At 66.7% G+C, this 19,872-nt stretch carries 15 protein-coding genes and 1 pseudogene; 13 read left to right on the top strand and 3 right to left on the bottom strand.

Annotated features, from left to right (window positions below; all coding sequences use genetic code 11):
• Positions 1–36 precede the first annotated feature (36 nt).
• Positions 37–1,014, top strand: a complete 978-nt coding sequence (locus OC490_RS22520) for an ornithine cyclodeaminase family protein (protein WP_262059779.1) — start codon at positions 37–39, stop codon at positions 1,012–1,014.
• A gap of 622 nt (positions 1,015–1,636) precedes the next feature.
• On the opposite strand, the gene OC490_RS22515 is transcribed toward OC490_RS22520, so the two are convergent.
• Positions 1,637–2,110 carry a hypothetical protein gene (locus OC490_RS22515; protein ID WP_262059778.1) on the bottom strand — a complete coding sequence of 158 codons (474 nt, stop codon included), beginning with the start codon at positions 2,108–2,110 and terminating at the stop codon, positions 1,637–1,639.
• Between the two features lie 781 nt (positions 2,111–2,891).
• Here OC490_RS22515 and OC490_RS22510 point away from each other — a divergent pair.
• The 11 genes and pseudogenes from OC490_RS22510 to OC490_RS22460 all read left to right on the top strand — a co-directional run bounded on the left by OC490_RS22510 (position 2,892) and on the right by OC490_RS22460 (position 17,285).
• Positions 2,892–4,454 carry an ABC transporter substrate-binding protein gene (locus tag OC490_RS22510; protein WP_262059777.1) on the top strand — a complete coding sequence of 521 codons (1,563 nt, stop codon included), beginning with the start codon at positions 2,892–2,894 and terminating at the stop codon, positions 4,452–4,454.
• Positions 4,417–5,493 carry an ABC transporter permease gene (locus tag OC490_RS22505; protein WP_315986693.1) on the top strand — a complete coding sequence of 359 codons (1,077 nt, stop codon included), beginning with the start codon at positions 4,417–4,419 and terminating at the stop codon, positions 5,491–5,493. Before OC490_RS22510 ends, OC490_RS22505 begins: the two co-directional genes overlap by 38 nt.
• 62 nt (positions 5,494–5,555) lie before the next feature.
• On the top strand, positions 5,556–6,362 hold the full coding sequence (locus OC490_RS22500) for an ABC transporter permease (RefSeq protein WP_262059775.1): 807 nt from the start codon (positions 5,556–5,558) through the stop codon (positions 6,360–6,362).
• Between the two features lies 1 nt (position 6,363).
• Positions 6,364–8,139 carry an ABC transporter ATP-binding protein gene (locus tag OC490_RS22495; RefSeq protein ID WP_262059774.1) on the top strand — a complete coding sequence of 592 codons (1,776 nt, stop codon included), beginning with the start codon at positions 6,364–6,366 and terminating at the stop codon, positions 8,137–8,139.
• A gap of 8 nt (positions 8,140–8,147) precedes the next feature.
• Complete coding sequence (locus tag OC490_RS22490; protein WP_262059773.1) at positions 8,148–10,331, top strand: hydantoinase/oxoprolinase family protein; 2,184 nt, start codon at positions 8,148–8,150, stop codon at positions 10,329–10,331.
• A gap of 1 nt (position 10,332) precedes the next feature.
• Positions 10,333–12,210 carry a hydantoinase B/oxoprolinase family protein gene (locus OC490_RS22485; protein ID WP_315986692.1) on the top strand — a complete coding sequence of 626 codons (1,878 nt, stop codon included), beginning with the start codon at positions 10,333–10,335 and terminating at the stop codon, positions 12,208–12,210.
• The gene (locus OC490_RS22480; RefSeq protein WP_262059772.1) at positions 12,200–12,784 is read left to right on the top strand and encodes a TetR/AcrR family transcriptional regulator; all 585 of its coding nucleotides are present in this window, start codon (positions 12,200–12,202) and stop codon (positions 12,782–12,784) included. Before OC490_RS22485 ends, OC490_RS22480 begins: the two co-directional genes overlap by 11 nt.
• A 779-nt stretch (positions 12,785–13,563) precedes the next feature.
• Positions 13,564–14,676: pseudogene (locus tag OC490_RS22475) on the top strand (tyrosine-type recombinase/integrase).
• A complete protein-coding gene (locus tag OC490_RS22470; protein WP_016325359.1) occupies positions 14,673–14,999 on the top strand; it encodes a helix-turn-helix domain-containing protein in 327 nt (108 codons plus the stop codon). Before OC490_RS22475 ends, OC490_RS22470 begins: the two are co-directional and overlap by 4 nt.
• Entirely contained in the window at positions 14,996–17,086 is a 2,091-nt protein-coding gene (locus OC490_RS22465) for an XRE family transcriptional regulator (protein ID WP_262059771.1), read from the top strand. The genes OC490_RS22470 and OC490_RS22465 overlap by 4 nt, the downstream gene beginning before the upstream one ends.
• 67 nt (positions 17,087–17,153) lie before the next feature.
• Positions 17,154–17,285 (top strand): hypothetical protein, encoded by a 132-nt coding sequence (locus OC490_RS22460; RefSeq protein WP_262059770.1) that lies wholly within the window; start codon positions 17,154–17,156, stop codon positions 17,283–17,285.
• A gap of 102 nt (positions 17,286–17,387) precedes the next feature.
• Here the strand turns inward: OC490_RS22460 and OC490_RS22455 are convergent, their stop codons facing one another.
• The gene (locus OC490_RS22455) at positions 17,388–17,720 is read right to left on the bottom strand and encodes an ArsR/SmtB family transcription factor (protein WP_262059769.1); all 333 of its coding nucleotides are present in this window, start codon (positions 17,718–17,720) and stop codon (positions 17,388–17,390) included.
• Between the two features lie 99 nt (positions 17,721–17,819).
• Positions 17,820–18,161 (bottom strand): hypothetical protein, encoded by a 342-nt coding sequence (locus OC490_RS22450; protein ID WP_262059768.1) that lies wholly within the window; start codon positions 18,159–18,161, stop codon positions 17,820–17,822.
• Positions 18,162–18,758: 597 nt separating this feature from the next.
• Here OC490_RS22450 and OC490_RS22445 point away from each other — a divergent pair.
• On the top strand, positions 18,759–19,796 hold the full coding sequence (locus OC490_RS22445) for an LLM class flavin-dependent oxidoreductase (protein WP_262059767.1): 1,038 nt from the start codon (positions 18,759–18,761) through the stop codon (positions 19,794–19,796).
• Positions 19,797–19,872 lie beyond the last annotated feature (76 nt).

Below are 19,872 nucleotides of genomic sequence, written 5' to 3'. Positions count from 1 at the left end.
CTTGACAAGGGCATGGGGGCGCCCTAGTTTCAGCCAATGGATTCGACCGTTCGTAGCACTGACGGCGACCGCGGAGTGCTGCTTCTCGGTGACGCCGACGTCAAGCGCTCACTGGCCTATCCCGAACTCATCACTGAGCTTCGCGTTGCCTTCATTGATCTGAGTTCTGGTCGCGCGCACGCGCCGGCGCCCGCTATTGCCGAAACGGACGCGGGTGACCTGGAAGCGCTGCCTGCCGCCACAAGCGGGGCGCTGGCGGTGAAGGCGATCACGGTCTTCCCGGGCAACCACAACCTCGGACTGCCCTCCCACGACGGGTTGGTCGTGCTCTTCGACCGGTCGACCGGAACCCCCATCGCGGTGATAGGGGCCGGCGCGCTGACCGCTCGCCGGACCGCGGCTACCACAGCGATGGCGACCGACCGTCTGAGGCCGGCGGGGGCACGCGTACTGACCATCGTCGGTGCGGGTGTGCAGGCGCACTCGCATCTCGCCGCCCTTACCGAGATGTATGACTACGAAGAGATTCGAGTGGTCGACCAACACCCGCAGGCGGCGGATCGGCTCGCCGCGGAGCACGCCGGCGCCCGGGTGGTTCTCTCGCGGGAGGCTGCGGTCCGAGGGGCAGATGTCATCTGCCTGTGCACGAGCACCGACCGACCGATCATTGATCGTTCCTGGTTGACCGGGCCGGTTCACGTCAACTCGATCGGGTTCGGGGCGGGACCCGAGGTCGACGCCGCCACGATCCGCGACGCGCGCATCTTCGTCGAGTCCCGGGCCCGTGCCCTGCTGCCGCCGCCTTCCGGTGCCCATGAGCTGGTCGGCGTAGACCCGAAGGAGGTCACCGAACTGGGTGAGGTCATGTCCGACCCGACCCCGGGAGGCCGCTGCGGACCCGAGGAGCTGACCGTCTTCAAATCGACCGGTAACGCGATCGAAGACGCGACCGCGGCGAACATCGTCTACCGCAACGCGCTGGCGCTCGGCCTCGGCGCCCGCTGGGCGCGGTGACCGGCCCGTGACTGGCGGCGGGAACACCGCGATGTCGGCCGGCGTGGCCGCACCGCCACTACGGGCCTACGGCTTGGCCGGCTGCCCCCGAGAGCGGGGTGCGGGTAAGTGCCCGCCTTCTGGTCGGCGCGAGCTGGACACGCGACGTGGACAGCAGACCATGTTGCCCGATTCGGGGTGTCAGACGAGTCCACTTGCAGGAATGGCGGATGCCCCGTGCTCTCGGACGGCGCCACATCGTGTCCGTCCCGGGGCTGAACGAGGAACTCGCCGCCACTGCTGTCCAGGGCGGCCGGATCGGCTTTCCGCCACGGGGGGCAACTCGCGACGGGGTCGTTGGCTCTGGGTGAGGGAAGGGTCCAGTCATCGACCGGGGCACCAATTCGTCGTGGCACCTCAATCGCCGGATATCGGCCTCAGTGCCGGCACGGTACTCCTGGTTGGTGACGACCAGGCGGCGTGTGTCGCTTCTTCGCCCCAACGGCTGTCCGGCTCCGGATTTCCTTATTTCGCGGGCATTGCAGGCCCTTTTCGTGAGTGTGAAATGCATTGAAGGTCGGTTCGAATTTCAATGGACTTTACGATTGACAAGGCCATCCGTGACGTTTACTCTCATAGCATCTCAAAGCAATCCATAACCAATGGCCTCCCGCCTGATGTATGGCTTGCATGAGCGTCCGAGGAGGGCTGGCCGTTGACCGCCAAGGGGCAGCAGGACGAGTGCGATCAGGTTGTCGTGGTGCCTGAAGTCGAAGGCCATCCCGGTGATCAACCGGATGCTGGTGTTCGCACTCTCGACGAGGGCGCTGTCCGCGGGGGTTCGGCGGGCGGGGTTCCACACCTGGTGGCGGGCCCCGGCAAGTGTGGCGGTGGCCCAGAAGACCACGTGGGACGGCTCGGCGACGTCGGTCGACACATGCGTGAGCTGCTGGGACCTGTCCGGGCCGAGGGTGAGGTGGCGGTGGCCCTCGCGGTAGGAGACTTCATCGATCACGATCCGTCGTGCACTCGCCATCGGGTCGACGACCTGCACGTTGTCGTTCCGGACCCGGGAGACGATGACGCGCTCGGCTCGGTGAGCGAGGCCTTGGAACACGCCACCGCCGGCCGTGCGCTCGTGTCGTCGAGGGAGTGGGTGTGGTGGATGTCGTTTCGCGTCAATGGCACCGCCGCGACCAGTGCCTCACACGTCGGGCAGCCGATACGTGGGGTGCCGCCTTCCAGTAACGCCCGTAGTCCCAGAGCCCGCCACCGGCGGCCGCCCCGCCTGTCGTCTTGCTTACCGTTACCTACCGCACTTCATGCAGTGGAACGCCCGCCGCGGCGTCCCACCCCAGTGGGGCCGAGCGTGGCTGACGACCTGCATCTCGTCGTCGAACTGCGCCTCCTGCGCTGAGCCGTCGACCAACTCGATCTTCTGCGTCACCGTGCCGGTCAGTGCCCCAACACCTCTTTCGATGTCTTGGCCTTGAGTGCGTCGTTCCTCCTGCTCACGGCATTGATGTCACCGTGAGGAAGCGCGGAGGGCGTGCGAGTGTCCTTCCACGGCCAGGAACCGACACACCGGCCCGGCGGATGAGGCAGCCCCTCGCCTTCTGCCCGCACGGGACCCACCCGAGCCCGTACGTAGAGCGGGCGGCACCCTCACGCGGCGGCTTCTCTCTTCAGTCAAGAGCGCAAGCGTCGGTGAGCACCTTCATCTCGACCAGGCCCCGCCCAGGGCCGGTACCTACCCGCACATGCAACAGAAGAGCCCCAACTGATAGCCGAGGACTGCGCCCATGACGAACAACGGCGGTACTAGCGATGCGGGACGGCCCGCACCGAGCCGGAGGGACCTCCTTCGGTGGGGTGCCATCAGTGCAGGTGCAGTCGGTGTGAGTGGCCTGCTCACAGCGTGCGCCTCTGATTCGTCCGCCGGGAAAGGCGGAACCGGCAAGACACTGACCACTGCCCTCCAGGGCGGGACGCCGGTCAGTGGCGGAACCCTGCGGGTCGGAACCATCACCGGTGGGGCGAGCGAGACTCTCGACCCGCTCTACGGTCTCTCGATCCAAGACTCACTGCGGGCACTGCAGTTGTACGACGGCCTTTTCACCATCGGCAGCTCGGCGGGCGAGGTCGTACCCGCGCTCGCGACGAGCGCTGAGCGCAACGCGGACGGATCGGTCTGGACGCTTCACCTTCGTGACGGTGTTGTGTGGCACGACGGCCGCACTCTCGACGCCGCCGACGTCATCTACTCGATCCGGCGGTGGGCAGACCCGACGAGCCCGCTGCTGGCGGCAGTCGCGGGCATCGACGTGGCACACCTGCGCAGGACGGGCGCGCTCACCGTCCAGGTTCCGATGAAGGCCCCGACGGCGGATCTGCCGGCGCTGCTCGCGCTGCCGGTCCTGACCGGAGTCGTACAGGCCGGTGCCACGACGAAGAGCCTTCAAGCGAAGCCGATCGGGACCGGACCCTTCAAGTACAGCTCTTTCCAGCCGGGGTCGCGCAGTGAGTTCGTGGCCAACAAGGACTACTGGCAGAAAAACGGTCCGCATTTCGCGTCGGTCGAGATCAATTCGAGCTTCTCGGACGAGAACGCCCGGGTGAACGCGCTCCTCTCGGGTGCGGTCGATCTCGTTCCGCAGGCAAGCTATCTGATTGCCCGTCAGCAGATGGCGGCTGGGAAGGTGCATGTCTTCGGAGCCGAGACTTCGACGCTCTGGAACTTCCCCATGCGCGTGGACAAGGGGGCGCTTGCCGACGTGCGTGTCAGACAGGCGCTCCGGATGGTCGCTGACCGGCAGGCACTGATCGACGGCGCGCTCGGCGGGTTCGGCACGCCGGGCAACGATCTGCTCGGCGCCGGCGTGAAGTACTACGCCACGGACCTGAAGCGGGTGCAGGACATAGACCAGGCCAAGTCGCTGCTCAAGCAGGCAGGGCACTCGGATCTGCGGGTCACGTTGCAGACGTCCGGAGTCGCCGACGGGTTCACCCAGGCGGCAACCCTGTTCGCTCAGCAGGCGAAGCGCGCCGGAATCACCGTCAAGGTCGATGTGGTGGCACCGGAGACGTACTTCACTCCGGCGGGTGGCTATCTGAGCGCCCCGTTCCGCACGACCTTCTACTCGCCTGCCGCATCACTCGAAGGTTCATACCGATCGTTCCTCACCCCTGGTGGCCAGAACGACTCCGGGTGGGGTCTCCAGTCGGGCGGCGCCGGCATTCTCAGCAACCTCCGCCGGGCGTGCGCCGAAACCGATTCGGCGCGTGCGCAGGAGCGCTGGGCCGCGATCCAGAAGCAGCAGTTCGACGAAGGCGGACTCCTCGGATACGCCAACGCGTCAGTCGTGAACCTCGCCGGCGACAAGCTGCGGGGTCTTCGTGAGGGACCGGTCGGGTTCGTGAACAATGGACGGTTGCGTGATGGCTGGTTCGCCGCCAACTGAGTCCGTCCGGCCGGAGCCTGAGCCGGCGGACGCACTCGGGGTACATGCCCGGCACGGAGGCCCGTGGGGCCTGGCAACGTTTGTCGTGCGTCGAGTCGCTCAGGGGCTCCTGACGTTGGCACTGCTCTCGGTTCTCATCTTCCTGGCCACGAACGCCCTACCGGGTGACGCGGCCCAGACGGCGCTCGGCAAGGACGCGACACCGGCCCGGCTGGCAGAACTCCGTTCGGAACTGGGGCTGGATCACAACATCGCTGTCCGTTACGGGCACTGGGTGGGCGATGCCCTGCACGGTGACCTCGGGAAGTCCACCCACGCGGTTGCCCAGGGGGCGAAGGATCCGTCGGTACGACACCTGGTCACAGCACCGTTCCGGAACACGATGATCCTGTGGTTCGTCATCGCCGTCCTCCTGGTTCCCCTCACCATCTTCCTGGGCACCTTCGCCGCGATGTACGAGGGCCGAGCCGTCGACAACGCCATCTCGTACGGCACTCTCTTCCTCGGTTCCCTGCCTGAGTTCGTGCTCGGGACGGTCCTCGTCTTCGTCTTCTTCACGACTCTCGGCTGGTTCGAGCCCGTGGCGTTGTTCGACGTCGACTCCAACCCGTTGCGACACCTCGGCGGTCTCGTGCTTCCGGTGGTCACGCTCCTCGCCGTCTCCGGCGCGTTCGCGACGCGCCAGATCAGAGCGGGAGTCAGGGAGGCGCTCCACTCGGAGCACGTGACCTCGGCGCGGCTGAACGGACTTCCGGAGGGCAGGGTGCTCCGTCGGTATGCCCTGCGGACGGCGGTGGCGCCAGGCATCCAGTCGACCGCCCAGAGTCTGCAACTGCTCTTCAGCGGCCTGATCGTGGTCGAGGCTCTCTTCGCCTACCCGGGTATCGGCCAGGTCCTGGTGACGTCGGTCCAGTCGCAGGACACCTCGGTGGTCCAGTCGATCGTCCTGGTCCTGGCGGCACTCTTCCTGATCATCAACATCGTGGCCGACCTGCTTGTCGTGCTCGTCGTGCCGAAGCTACGGACGGCGGTCGCATGACGCTCGCACGGACGACCCCGGCCGCGCCGAGGACACGTCGACTCAAAGCTCGTTGGCCGGTCATGCTGACCACCGTGCGCGGTGTCGTGGGCGCGGTGCTGCTGATCGTCGTTCTCACCGGTGCGTTTCTCGGTCCGCTCCTCGCTCCTCACGCGATCGACGAACCCGTCGGAATCCCGGGATCGGCGCCCGGCGGCGGTACGGTCCTCGGGACCGACTTCCTCGGCCGTGACGTCCTGAGCCGGTTCCTCCACGGCGGAAGTCCGCTCATCCTCGTCACCCTGGCCGCGCTCGCGCTGACGTACTCCGTCGGGATCACGGTCGGCATCTACACGGCCCTGGCCACCAAGCGCGTCGACGGGCTGATCCTCCGCTCGGTGGACCTGCTGCTGACCTTTCCGCCGTTGCTCGTCCTCCTCGTCCTGGTGGCCGGTGCCGGCCGCGGCGCGACCGTGCTGGTCGTCGGCATCTCCCTTGTCCTGATCCCGGGGGTGGTCCGCGTTGTCCGGACCATGGCGCTGGAGGTAGCGCACAAGGGATATGTCGAGGCGGCCCTGGCTCGTGGCGAAAGCACGGTTGCCATCCTCCGTCGCGAGGTGCTTCCGAACATCGTTCCGGGTCTGGTCGCCGACGCGGGTGCCCGCATGCTCGGCGCCATCTTCCTCAGCGCCAGCATGAGCTTCCTCGGCCTGGCCGCCGCACCCCCGGCCGCCAACTGGGCGCTGATGATCGCCGAGAACCGCACTGTGCTGGCCACCAACGTCTGGTCCGTGCTGGCGCCGGCATGCGCGATCGCCGCACTGACCGTGTCGGTCAATCTGCTTGGGGACGCGTGCGTCCACACGCGTTCTTCGTCGAGAGGTCGCTGAAGTGGATGTGAGTGGCAAGGCCTTCCGGCTCAGCGGCCTGACGATCGGAATCGTCGACGGCCCCGAGATCGTCTCCGAGGTCGACCTCAGCGTGCGGCGCGGAGAGATCCTCGCGGTCGTCGGCGAGTCCGGCTCGGGCAAGACGACGACCGCGCTGTCGCTTCTGGGCTACTGCGGCGAAGGCGCCGAGATCCGTTCGGGATCACTTGAGATCGATGGACAGATCCTGCCTGTCGGACGTGAGCTCCACGCCTTGCGCGGCAAGCAGATCTCCTACGTCCCGCAGAACCCGGGACGTTCCTTGAACCCGACCCTCCGGGTGAAGGACGCCATCGGGGACCTGCTCGACCACCACCTGGGAAAGGCATCGCCCCAGCGGGTCGGCGAGCTTTTGGAGGCTGTCGGGCTGGGCGGCGTACCCGGCGTCCTTCGCCGCTACCCGCATCAACTGTCCGGCGGTCAGCAGCAGCGGGTCTGTATCGCGATGGCTCTCGCGTGCGATCCCTCCCTGATCGTGCTCGACGAGCCCACGACGGGCCTGGACGTCGGCACCCAGGACCAGATCCTCAGCGAGCTGAGTCGCCTGCGGGAGGAGCGCGGCGTTTCCATGGTCTACATCACCCATGACCTCGCGGTCGTGGCCGGTCTCGCCGACAGGGTGGCCGTGATGTACGCCGGGCGTGTCATCGAGGAAGGAGCGACGGCGGCGATCCTCGGAAGTCCACAGCACCCGTACACGCGTGGCCTGCTCATGGCCACGCCCGACCACCTGGAGCCGCGCGGACTGCTTCCGATCCGTGGTGTCCAACCCCCTCCGACCGAGCGTGCCGCGGGTTGTGCGTTCGCGAGGCGATGTGACTTCGCGAGCCCGGCGTGCACGGATCACCCCGTCGAGCTGCGGTCGGTGCTGGTCGACAGACAGGTCCGATGCGAGCTGTGGCCGGTCTCGTTCTCGAACGCGAAGACCGAGGGACCGACCCCCGCGCACTCGGCGGCCGACACGGTGGAGAAGATCCTTGAGCTCCGCGGGGTCGGAGTCCGCTACGAAGGCAGCCGTCTCGCCGCGGCCCAGGACATCGACGTCGCCATCGAACGGGGAACGTGCCTTGCGCTGGTAGGTGAGTCGGGGAGCGGGAAGACAACCATCGCCAGAGCCGTGGCAGGCCTGCATCCGCCGACGGCCGGCGAGATCCTGTTGCACGGCGCGCCTCTTGCCGCGCGGGTCCAGAAGAGGTCGATCGAACAGCGACGTCAGATCCAGATGGTGTTCCAGAACTCCGCGGAGGCACTGAACCCACGACACCGGATCAGGGAGTCCATTGCCCGGCCCGCGAAAGTGCTTCGCGGCCTGGCAGGTGAACAACTCGACCGGGAAGTGGACCGGTTGCTGGACCTGGTGCGACTGCCGTCACGTGCCGGAGACCTCTACCCGTCGGAGATGTCGGGCGGCGAGAAGCAGCGAGCGGCCATCGCCCGCGCCCTCGCGGCAGGGCCCGAGCTGATCCTGTGCGACGAGGTCACCTCAGCACTCGACGTCTCCGTGCAAGCGGCGGTGCTCGCGGTGCTCGCGGAACTCCGGGACGAGCTCGGGCTCTCGTTGTTGTTCATCACCCATGACTTCGGCGTCGTCTCGGCTCTCGCCGAGCGCACGGTTGTTCTGAAAAACGGAGTCGTCTGCGAGCAGGGGAGTACCCAGGAGTTGCTCTCCTCGCCGGCTCATGAGTACACCCGCCGGCTGCTGTCTCAGGCGCCGAGCCTGAGCCAGGCCAGTTTCTGACTTTACATTTGACAAGGGCGCTCGCCCTGAGGTTCAGTCATCCGCAACCGGCTATCCAAATGGAAAGTACGAGGCGAAACATCGTGGCATCCGAAACCGATGAACGCTCGTCCGAGGGCGAGGATTTCAGTACCGAACAGGTGGGGATCGTCGCCGGCATCGACATCGGGGGAACCTTCACGGACGCGGTGGTGATGAATCCCGCCACCGGTGAACTCTCCGTCGCCAAGGCGACGACGACGCCGCGGGCGCCTGTGGAGGGCCTGCTCGACGCGCTCGCCCGGACCGGTGTGGAGTTGAGCCAGGTGACCCGCCTCTTCCACGGTACGACGCTGGGCCTGAACACCGCCCTTGAGCGTTCCGGTGCGACCGTGGGGCTGATCACCAGTGAGGGCTCGCGCGACGTCCTGGAGATCGGACGCATGTCGTGGCCGATGTACTCGCTCCACTCTGTACAGGCGGCGCCGCTCGTGCCCCGTTACCTGCGCCGTGAGATCCCGGAGCGAGTGACCGCGCACGGGACGGTTGTCACCGACTTCACCGACGCCGACGTGATTGCCGCTGTTCGTGAACTGCTCGCGGAAGGCGCCGAACTCGTCGCCGTGAGCCTGCTGCATTCCTACGCACACGCGCACAACGAGAAAAGGGTCGGAGCGATCATCGAGTCGGAGTTCCCGGGCCTGGGTTACTCGTTGTCGCACGAAGTGGCTTGCGAATACCGGGAGTTCGAGCGCACGGTGACCACGGTCGTCGAGGCGACGACCAAGCCGAAGCTCGGCAAGTACTTCGAAGACCTCCGCGACAACCTGGTCCAGCGCGGTTTCACCGGGGAACTCTTCATCACGCGGTCCGACGGAGGGCTGATGAGCGTCGCGGAGGCGCGCAACAGCTGCGTCCAGACACTCGTCTCCGGCCCGGCGAGCGGTATCGCCGGAGCCGCCGATCTCGGAAACAGGATCGGCAGCGGGGACGTGCTCACGATCGATGTCGGCGGCACCAGCTTCGACGCCGCACTCATCAGGGACGGCAAACCGGTTCTGCAGGCGATGACGGACATCACCGGCCTGCCTCGCCTGTTGATGCCGTCGATCGAGATCGCGACCATCGGCGCCGGCGGCGGCAGCATCGCGTTCATCGACGCCGCCGGCACACTGAACGTCGGACCCCGGAGCGCCAACGCGGAACCCGGGCCGGTCTGTTACGGCCGCGGAGGCACCGAGCCGACCTTCACGGACGCGGCCCTGGTCTCGGGGCTGCTCGACGCGGCGTCGTTCCTCGGTGGACGGATGCCGTTGGACGAGGCGGCTGCCAGAGAGGCGATTCGCGTCAAGATCGCCGAGCCGCTCGGCCTCGGCATCGAAGAGGCGGCCAGCGGCATCGTCGCGATCGCCGAGGTGAAGATGGCGCACAAGCTCGACGAGATCACCATCGAAAAGGGGATCGACCCGCGAGAGCTGACGATGGTCGCCTATGGCGGCGGTGGTCCCTTGGCCGCAGACGCGCTCGCATCGCGTGTCGGGGTGAAGCGTGTCGTCGTACCGCAGTCACCGGGCATGTTCTCCGCCGGTGGCGCCCTGACGCTCGACGTCACGCACACGTACTCCCAGACCGTCATCCACCCGCTCGACACCGGTGGGCTCGAACTCCTCAAGAAGACCATCGGGCAGCTCGCGACGGACGCGCACACCAAGCTCGACGAGGACGAGATCGAACCGTCCCGCCAGCGGTTCTTCGCAAGTGCGGATCTCCGGTACGACCTCCAGGAGCACGCTCTGACGATCGCGATCGACGGCGATGTCGACCAACTGGGCATCGGATGGCTCGAATCGGCGTTCCACGAGGCGCACGAGGCGCACTACGGGTACCGGCTGACCGAACCGGTCGAGCTGGTCGCGTGTCGGGTCCGCGGCCTCGGTCTGCTCGACAAGGCGTCGATCGACGAGTTCGAGCCCGAAGGGACGGACTCCACGCACGCCTTCCTGGGCACCCGCAGCGGGGTGCACCGAGAGAGCGGCGGGGCCGTGGAGTTCTCCGTCTTCGATCGCCGGGTCCTCCGGCCCGGGAACGTCCTCGTGGGGCCGGCTCTCATCGAGGAGGACTCGACGACGACGCTCGTCTCGCCTGGTCGTCAGGTGACTGTCGACAGCTTCGCCAACCTCGTCATCACCGACGCCACGACCTCCGGGAACTGACATGACCGACCAGATGGACCCGATCACTCTCACCGTGATCCGCCGGGGCGTGCTCGCCGCCGCCGAAGAGATGCGTTCGATGTTCAAGCGCGCGGCAACGCTCGCGATCCTGTACGAGTTCAACGACTACGGGATCTCGATCCTGGACGACGAGTTCAACCTGCTCGCAGACGCACCGGGCATCCCGATCTTCCTCGGATCGCTGGACACCTGCCTTGAGGCGACGGTGGCCGAGATGGGCGGTGTGGAGGCGCTCAAGCCCGGTGAGGTCATCCTCAACAACCATCCGTACCTCACGGCCGGTCAGCCGCCGGACGCCGTCGTGGCCGAACCGATTTTCGTCGATGGCAAGGTCATCGGCTACTGCGCGCTTCGAGCGCACATGGGCGACGTCGGCGGGAAGGGCATGTATCCGGTCGACACGACGGAACTCTTCCAGGAGGGGACCATCTTCCCCGGAGTGAAGATCGTGCACGACGGCGAGATCGACAACACCATTCTGCGCATCCTCCGGGCGAACTCGCGGCTGCCGTCCGAGACCGTCGGCAACGTCCTCGCGGCGGTGTCCGCGGTCAACGCGGGCACGAAGCGCATCCTCGGCCTCGTCGAGCGCTACGGCCTCGACGCCTATCGCGCCGCGATCGCGAAGTCGCTCGACGACAGCGAACTGATCGCCCGCAAGGCGATCGAGGCGATACCCGACGGGACCTACTCGATCACCGACTACCTCGACAACAACGGTGTCGAGAGCGATCCGGTCAAGATCGGGGTGGACGTCACCATCGCCGGGAGCGAGATCACCGTCGACCTCAGCAGGTCCGCCGGCGTCCAGAAGGGTCCGATCAACTGCCCCTGGGGCTACACGCTCGCGACGGTCCGCCTCGCACTCAAGCGGGTGCTCTGCCCCGACGCGTCGCCGACATCGGGTGAGCACCGTCCGATGACGGTGGTCGCGCCGCTGGGATCGCTGTTCAATCCCGAGAGCCCTGCGCCGTGCTTCATCGGCGCGTGGTCCTCGGTCCGGATGGGAGACATGCTCGTCCTGGCGCTGGCGCAAGCTCTGCCGGGCAGGATTCCCGCCGGTTGTGGTGGGGACCTCGTCCAGTGCGACGTGTGGATGACGAACCCGGAGACGAACCGCACGCACATATTCGGTGACACCGGCGGCATCGGCACGGGTGGCTTCGAAGGACACGACGGCATGAACGGCGTGATCCACAACATCATCGCCGGCTGCGAGATCATCCCGGCCGAGATGATCGAGACCCGCATTCCCATCCTGCGCAGGCGGATGGAGTTCGTCACTGACTCAGGCGGCGCGGGCACGTTCCGCGGAGGTCTTGGCGTTGTCACCGAGCAGGAGTTCCTGGGCGACGGGTTCGCCAACGTCGTCGCCGAGAAGACCAATCCTGACTCGCCGGTACCTGGTCTCAACGGGGGTGCCGATGCTCCGTACAACAACTCGATCACTCTGTTCCCGGAGACCGAGCGCGAGCTTCGGTTGGGTAAGAAGGCGCCCGTGGACGTGTCGTCCGGAGACCGGATGATCGTGTCTGCGGCAGGTGGCGGCGGCTACGGCAGTCCACTTGACCGTAGCCCGCTGTCCGTCGTCTCGGATGTCCGAAACGGATATGTCTCAGCCGAGGCAGCCGACGGAATCTACGGCGTTGTCTTCGACTCGTCGACCTGGACGGTGGACGAGGACGCCACTGTCGAACGGCGGAAGACTCTGGCCGGCTCGGGGGACCGTCAGCCGGCGCGGGGCGGGAGCGCCCGCGAACAGGGTTCACCCGCGGGTCACGGCGGATCGGATCGCACACCGCGTGATCATTTCCCGACGATACGCGCTGGCCACTACAGTGACGTCCGTGACAGCTGACGGCATGAGCGGCAACAACGCGACCCCGAGCCCGGGCCGACAAGCGCTGCTCGACGCTGCGATCTCGGTCGTGGCGAAGAAGGGTTTGCGCGGACTCACCTACCGGTCTGTCGCCGAGGAAGCAGGGGTCACGCACGCATTGGTGACCCACTACTTCGGTTCACGTGACGCATTCATCCTTGAGGCTCTCCAATCGACGATCGCCGAGGCCGAGCGCGGCGTCTTCGCCGAAGACCAGACGCTCGACCAGTTCGCCTCACCTCTCTCCGAGTTCATCTCCAGAGAGCGTGAGCTCCTCGTATTCCAATACGAGTTGGTGCTTGAGTCGCTCCGCCGCCCCGAGTTGGTAGAGCCGATCCACAAGATGTACGAGGACGTTCAGCGTTCGACGGGCGAGCAGCTTTCCCGGCTGAAAGTCTCGGACGAGGACGGCGCGTTGGTACGTCTCGTGGTCGCCGCGTTGGACGGTCTGTTCCTCCGGCACCTGGTGGACGGCGACAGGGAGAGCACCGAAGCGAGCGTTGCCGTACTGCGCGAACTGCTCAAGCGCAGCGATTCGGCGTTGGATCGCTGAGGGCGTCTGTGCAGCGCTGTTCCGGGCCACTGCCGGCGGGATGACTACGGGTGGGAGTTGGCAGCCGGTGGTGAACAGTTCCCGGAGGGCGCCGAGTTCGCCCATGTCTCGTTCCGCCGTGCTGGAGAGGGCAGGAGCGCATGAGCGCGAACTCGGGACCTGTGTGCGGTTTTCGTCGGCAGCCTCCTGACGGAAGGCCCGCCAGCTCCGTGGCGGCGGTTCAGGAGCCGCAGCTCCAGCCGCGTCCGTCACCGTGTGCGATTGAGTGGTTCGACCCGGACCCGGGCCCGGAAGGATTTCACCATCGCTTTGTCCACGTAGTCCACGATGGAGCCCGCCGAGGGCAACAGGCCGGAGGCCCTCGCGCGCTGGGTGAACGCCCAGGACCCGAGTACACATCGGACCAATTCCGTTACTGCATAAGGGAGTTGGGTTCGCGACAGAGGTGTGTGCGCACTTGATCATGTTTTGGCAACGCCGCAGAGAGTTTCTGGGCCCTGACCAAGGAGGAGAGCGGAACATGAACCTGGCCTGACCGGGCCACCGCCCGCGCAGAGGCCCTCAACTCTATCGAGACCTTCTACAATCGCCGTCGCCTGCGCAGGCACAAGATCTTAAACAGGATGAATTGCATTGGCTGCAACAGTTCGTAAAGCCCTGCCTCGGACGTTCCCACTGATCAGAGATGCTCTCTCGGGAGCGTCCTGAGCATCCTTCGGTAGCTGACCAGCACCGCTGGATCTGGACGCAACAATGATGCGTTTGATACAACGGCGGGCATGGTCGCTGAGGCACCCGGTTCGGTGCGTCTTTCCCTGGCCCCGAACGTTGTCCTTCTGGACCCGGAGCCAGCGGTTTCCTCTGCAATGAAGGAGGGATGGGCCCGGCAGCAGTCCGCGCGGTTTCTCCAGGCTTCGACGATCCAGCCCCGGCTACGTCTGCTTCAACGGTTCGAGGAGTTCACGGGGTTGTACCCGTGGCAGTGGGCGCCCGCCGATGGCGAGGCGTTCATTGTCCACCTTCGCAGCGGGGCCAAGCCGATCCAGTTGTCTACGGCTCGGTCTTACGAGGTGGTCATCGAGCTGTTCGTGGAGTATTTGCTGGACCGTCGGTACGGGTGGGTGGAGACCTGCCAGGAACGGTTCGGCCTGTCACCGTAGGTGATCTTCCACGAAGGCAACTCTGTCCTGCACTCGGTGGAGTACGAGGGCGATCCCCGGCGTCGGCCTCTGACCTACGACGAGGTCCAGGCGCTGTTCGACGCTGCCGATGCCCGACCTCGACGCATTCACGGGCAGGGCCGCAAGGGCACGCTCACCGCACTGCGTGATGCTGCCGCACTCAAGACGATCTACGCGTACGGCACCCGGCGGACCGAGTCCTCGAAGGTGGACCTGGTGGATCTGCGACGTCATAGGAAGGCGCCGCAGTTCGGGCAGGCCGGCAGCATGGCCGTCCGGTACGGGAAGTCCTCCAAGGGCGCACCGCCGAGGCGACGGACCGTGCTTCTGGTCCCGGAGATGGACTGGGTAGTCGACGTCCTCGACGAGTGGGTGCACGAGGTTCGCCCGCGGCTCTCGCCGGACCGGCACCCGGCCTTGTGGGTGACCGAGCGGGTCGGCCGCATGTCTCCGCGCTCGATCAACGAGGCGTTCGTGACGGCACGCCAGGACGCCGGCCTCGACGAGGACCTCGACCTGCACTGTCTGCGCCACAGCTACATCACGCATCTGACCGAGTTCGGCTACCCTGCCCGCTTCGTTCAAGAGCAGGTGGGCCATACCCACGCTTCTACGACGGCCATCTACATGGGCGTTTCTGACGAGTACCGGAACCAGCTCCTGGAAGCTTCGCTGAAGCGCCGGCTGGGTGACGACTGGGACCTTAAATGATCAAGAAGATGGGCTATGAGTGGTGTCTGCGGGCCACGATGGCCGAGCACCAGATGTTCCAGACATCGGACCTGGTGCCGCTCCTGGCAGAACGTGGCGTGACCCTGTCGCGTGAGCAGGTCTACCGCTTGGTGACACAGCCGCCCCAGCGGATGAGCATGGACACCCTGGTCGCACTGTGCGACATCTTCGAGTGCACGCCGAACGATCTCATCAAGCCGAAGGTGGTCAACGCCCAGGTCAAGAAGACCGCGGATGGACAGGCCGAGCCACTGCCGCTGAAGGAGCGGCGGACCACGATCCGGCGCCCGGGTCAGCCGTGAGGCCGCTGACACCGGACCAGATCCGCTTACGCGCCGAGCTCGCTGCCGCCCAGGAGCAGATCGTCGCCCTGCTGCAGCTAGCGGTGGGCGATTCCCTTGCCCCCGAACAGGCTCAGGCCGTGGCGGAGGAGGCTCGGGCATGGCGTGGTGCGAACGCCTTCCGCCTGGTGCACTATCTGTCCGGCAGGCTCGACGCCTTGCGCATGCCCAGTAGCGACTGCCCGACCTGCGTGGTGCGTTTGGTGGCAGCACTCACCGCCGCCGGGCACGGTAACAAGGTCACCCTGGTGGCCTGTGGCGACTGCGGACGGACCGAACCTCTTCCCACCAACAACGGACCGGAGGGGCGACTGTGTTCACGCTGCGCCGGCCGACGTTCCAAGAAGCCGTGCGCCCGCTGCGGCAAAGTGGCCAGCATCTACGCCCGCCGACCGGAGGGCGGCATCTGCAATCCGTGCAGGAACAAGGAGCCGGATGCCAAAGAAGAATGCGCCGACTGCCACCGGATGATGATCTCGTACCGGCGCCTGCCCGACGGCACCAGCCTCTGTCAGACCTGTGCTCCCAAGAACACTCAGACCTGCTGCCGTTGCGGACGACTACGCCGGGTCAACGCGCTGACCTCCGACGGGCCGGTCTGCGGCAGCTGCTACTCCAGCCCTGCCCGCCCGTGCGGTGTCTGCGGCCAGACCGTTGCCATCGTCGCCCGGGCCGACGGCACCAAGCCGGACACCTGCGACCGGTGCTACAAGCGACACGAGAAGACCTGCGCCATCTGTGAAGAGGTCCGCCCAGGCCACCACATCAACGGTGGCCGGGGCCCGTTCCACTGCGACACGTGCCGCCCTCGCGAAGAGTGCGCCTGTGCCCTGTGCGGCCAAATCGCGAAGATCAAGGTCTTCTGGCCGCGAGGGCCGGTGTGCAACTCCTGCTACCGAGCAGCTCTGTCGACCCCTGCGCCGTGCGCCTCGTGCAGTCGACATCGCATCCTGATCGGTCAGACGGCCGAGGGAACCCTCCTGTGCAAGACATGCACCTTCCCCGACGAACCGGTCGAGCGGTGTTCGGCCTGCGGTGAACCGGCGGACCTCTACTCCGGCCACCACTGTCCCCGCTGCACCCTGACCGCCCGGGTGACCGACCTGCTCTCCGCCGACGGCACAAGCGTGGCGCAGCTACTCCAACCCCTCGCCGTCGTTCTGACCGGCGCGGAAAACCCCTGCCGCGTCCTGCAGTGGCTGCGCCGAAGCCCCGCCGCCAGTCTCTTGGGGCGCCTGGCCCTCGATCCTGGAGCGCTGAACCATGAATCCCTCGACACGCTTCCCCAACGGGCTGCCACCGCCTACGTGCGCGGGTTGCTCGTCACCGCTGGCATCCTGCCGCCACGCGATGAGAATCTCGCTTTGCTCACCAACTGGGTCGCACGGACCGTGGCCGAACTCCCTGCGCGGCAAGCCAATCTCATTCGTCCGTTCGCCGAGTGGCACATCATCCGCGACGCCCGCCGGCGCTCAGCCCGAGGCCGTTACACCTACGCCGCGCACAAAGGCGACTGCAGCAACGTGCTTGCCGCCATTGACTTCGTGAACTGGCTCGACTCCCAGCACCTGAACCTCCGCCGACTCCAGCAGGCGCATCTGGACACTTGGGCGACCGGCAGGCCAACGCTGCGCTCCCGTTCCATCCCCTTCCTCCGCTGGAGCACCGCACGACGCCTCTGCCCGCCCGGTCTGAGCATCGAGCACCGAGCCTCGCAACTCCCCGGCTACTTCCAAGCCGAGGACGATGCCCGAAACGAGCTATTGCGCTGTTTCAACGACACCGCATTGCCCTTGGACGTCCGCGTCGCGGCTGCTCTAGTCCGTCTCTATGCACTTTCCCTGACCCGCATCGTCGAGCTCACCGAGGACCACATCAGCCGGGACCTGGAGCACACCTACCTGGCGGTCAACCAGCACCTCCTTCGTCCTTCCGCCGAAGCTCGCTCGTCTTATCGACGATCAGCTCCGACACAGCACGCCCCGGCACAGCACCACGGCCAGACGCAGGTACCTCTTGCCCGGCCAAAGCCCTGGCTGTCCGCGTAACCCCCTCGGCCTCGCCGACACACTGAGACACCACGGTCTGCCCGCCCGCGCAGCCCGGAATACCGCCATGATGGACGCCCTGGCCGACCTGCCGCCCATGGTCATCGCCGACCTGCTCGGTATCCACCCCAAGACAGCCGAACGCTGGGCCACGCTCGCCAGCGAGAACTGGTCCGAATACGTGTCGTCGCTGACGTGACCGGGCCGGGCTACGGGGCTGCTCACCCTGCGGGCGAATACCGGCCTCGGGACCGGTGAACTCGCATGTTGAGGTGTCGCGTATTCCGGACGGATGCGGGCGTCAGCGATCCTCACGGCTTCCGGAGTCGGCGACGAACAGGTCGAGCAGTCCCGGGAATCGTCGGTTGATCTCCGCCCTGCGCAACCTGACCCCCTTCTTGTTCCCGTAGTTGATCTCGCAGATGAGGCCGGCGTCACGCAAGGTCCGGAAGTGGTACGAGCGAGTCTGCTTACTCACCGGGAGGTTGAACGAATGGCAGGTGCGCTCGCCGTCGCTCTGGTCCACGGCCAGTTCCGTGATCACTGCGCGGCGGTGTTCGTCGGCGAGGGCGCGCAGGACCACGCCCAGGTCCAAGACGTCCGTGCCTACCGGCGCCAGGGCCGTCTCTGACATAGCCACCTCCCTTGGTACGACTTGTATCGTACCTCAGTGACACCCCCCCCGGGGCGTGACGGTGTTTGCGCACTCGATCACGGGATGGTTGCTGCGCCGCTACTCGTCCGCCGCGGCGTACGGCGCGGAGAGGCTGGCCAGCAAGCTCAGCGAGGCCTCGGTGCGGCTGCCGCGGGCGGCTCGGTAGACCACGAGCTGCTGCCCGTCGGAGCCCGGACGTCGAACGCCTGATAGGTCAATTCCAGAGCGCCGACGACGGGGTGCTGGAAACGCTTCGCCTCGCAGGTCCGCCCCCGGGTAGAAGGTGGCCCCTGCGGGGTCGGCGAACGTCATGAGGGCGAGGTTCGTGGGATCTTCGAATCCTGAGTGCATTGCCACGGCAAGGCGGTTGCCCGCCAGGACGTCCAGGGTCTCGCTGAAGACCATGGCCGGAGTGGTCATCCACTCGGATGGCGGCTCGATGGGTCCTTACCGCCGAAGCGCCGACGGGGGACATCCCGCACGGTGAGGGCGGAGGCATCCAGACCACGTCGCCGGCCGGGCAGAACCCGGCCCAGCCTGGCGTGCGCCCCGCCGGAAGGATGCGCCGCGCGGTGCCTCGTGGGCTCCGGACAGCCCACCCTGGAGAGATCTGCACTCATCGGCCGCAGCGTCCCCCCTCGCGACCGCGCCCGACTTTCACTCGATGACGTCACTCCCCGCAACTCGGTCGCCAGCCACCCCTCCGCTGCCGGGCGCCCTGACTCTGCGGTCACGGCTCGGGCGGGATGTGTCGATCCGGGCACGCAATCCGATGCTCGGATCGATACCGCCGACGCCTTCGCCCCCCCCGTGCGCCCATCGGCGGATCCGCCCCTCAGGTACGACTTGAATCGTACCTGAGCGCGTGCTCTACTTAGGTACGAGAGAATTCGTACCTAAGGACGGTCAATGGCTTTGCTTACCGCAAAGCGCACACCCCCGTGTTCCCTCTGCGTAATCACACCCGTCCCCGTCGTGCACGCCGAGGCGTAGCACGCGTCAGAGCAAGGCAGGAACGTGCTAAAGCGACTTGGTTTCCTCTCCTTCGGCCACCACCCCCATCTGCCCGGCTCACAAGCCGACGCGGCGGCCGCTTCCCTGACTCAGCACCTGGACATCGCCGTCGGCGCCGAACAGCTCGGCTTCGACGGCGCCTGGATCCGGGTGCACCATTACCAGAGGCAGTTCGCCAGCCCCTGGGCGCTGCTGTCCGCGACGGCGGCGCGCACCCGGCGTATCGAATTGGGCACCGCTGTCATCGACATGCGGTACGAGAACCCGCTCATGATGGCCGAACTCGCCGCCGCCGCAGACCTCATCAGCGGAGGTCGCCTGCAACTCGGCCTGAGCCGGGGGTCGCAGGAGCCCGCCCTGCGCGGCTACGAGTCCTTCGGTCATGTCCCCGGCCCCGAGGACAGTGCCAGGGCGGCGGAGCTGGCGAGGCAGCACACCGACCGTTTCAGGGCGGCGATCGCCGGAGCCCCCATGGCCATGAGCGACCCCGCCGAAACCGGTGTGCAGGTTCCGCTGCCGATCGAACCGCATTCACGCACGCTGCCTCAGCGGATCTGGTGGGGGTCGGCCACACGCCAGAGTGCGCGGTGGGCCGGAGAGCAGGGCATGCACCTGCTGAGCAGCACCCTCCTCTCCGAGGATACCGGCGTCGCGTTTGCGCAGTCGCAGGCGGAACAGATCCATACCTTCCGGGATGCCTGGCACGACGCCGGTCACGAGGGAGCGCCGAGGGTGGCCGTCGTGCGCAGCATCCTGCCCATCGTTTCCGACCGCGACCGTGCCCTGTTCGGATCTTCGGCGGCACAGGCCTCCAGGGAACAGGTCGGCGTTCTCGGTGGCGCCGTGTCGCGCTTCGGCAAGAGTTTCGTCGGAGAACCCGACGCCGTCACGGAGGAGTTGTCGAAGGACGAGGCAGTCGGTTTGGCGGACACCCTCTTGGTGACCATTCCCAACTACCTCGGACCGGTCGAGAACCTTCAGATCCTGAACAACGTCGCTGAGCACATCGCCCCGGCTCTCGGCTGGAACAGCAATCACTGACGCTTTCGAGCAGGGGCCCGTGCGGACCACGCGCGTGGTCGCAGCCGGCCGCGCCATGGGGCCTGTCGGCGCTGCG

Source organism: Streptomyces sp. STR69, assembly GCF_024519455.1.
Classification (GTDB): domain Bacteria; phylum Actinomycetota; class Actinomycetes; order Streptomycetales; family Streptomycetaceae; genus Streptomyces.
This window is presented reverse-complemented; position numbering and strand designations above follow the sequence as displayed.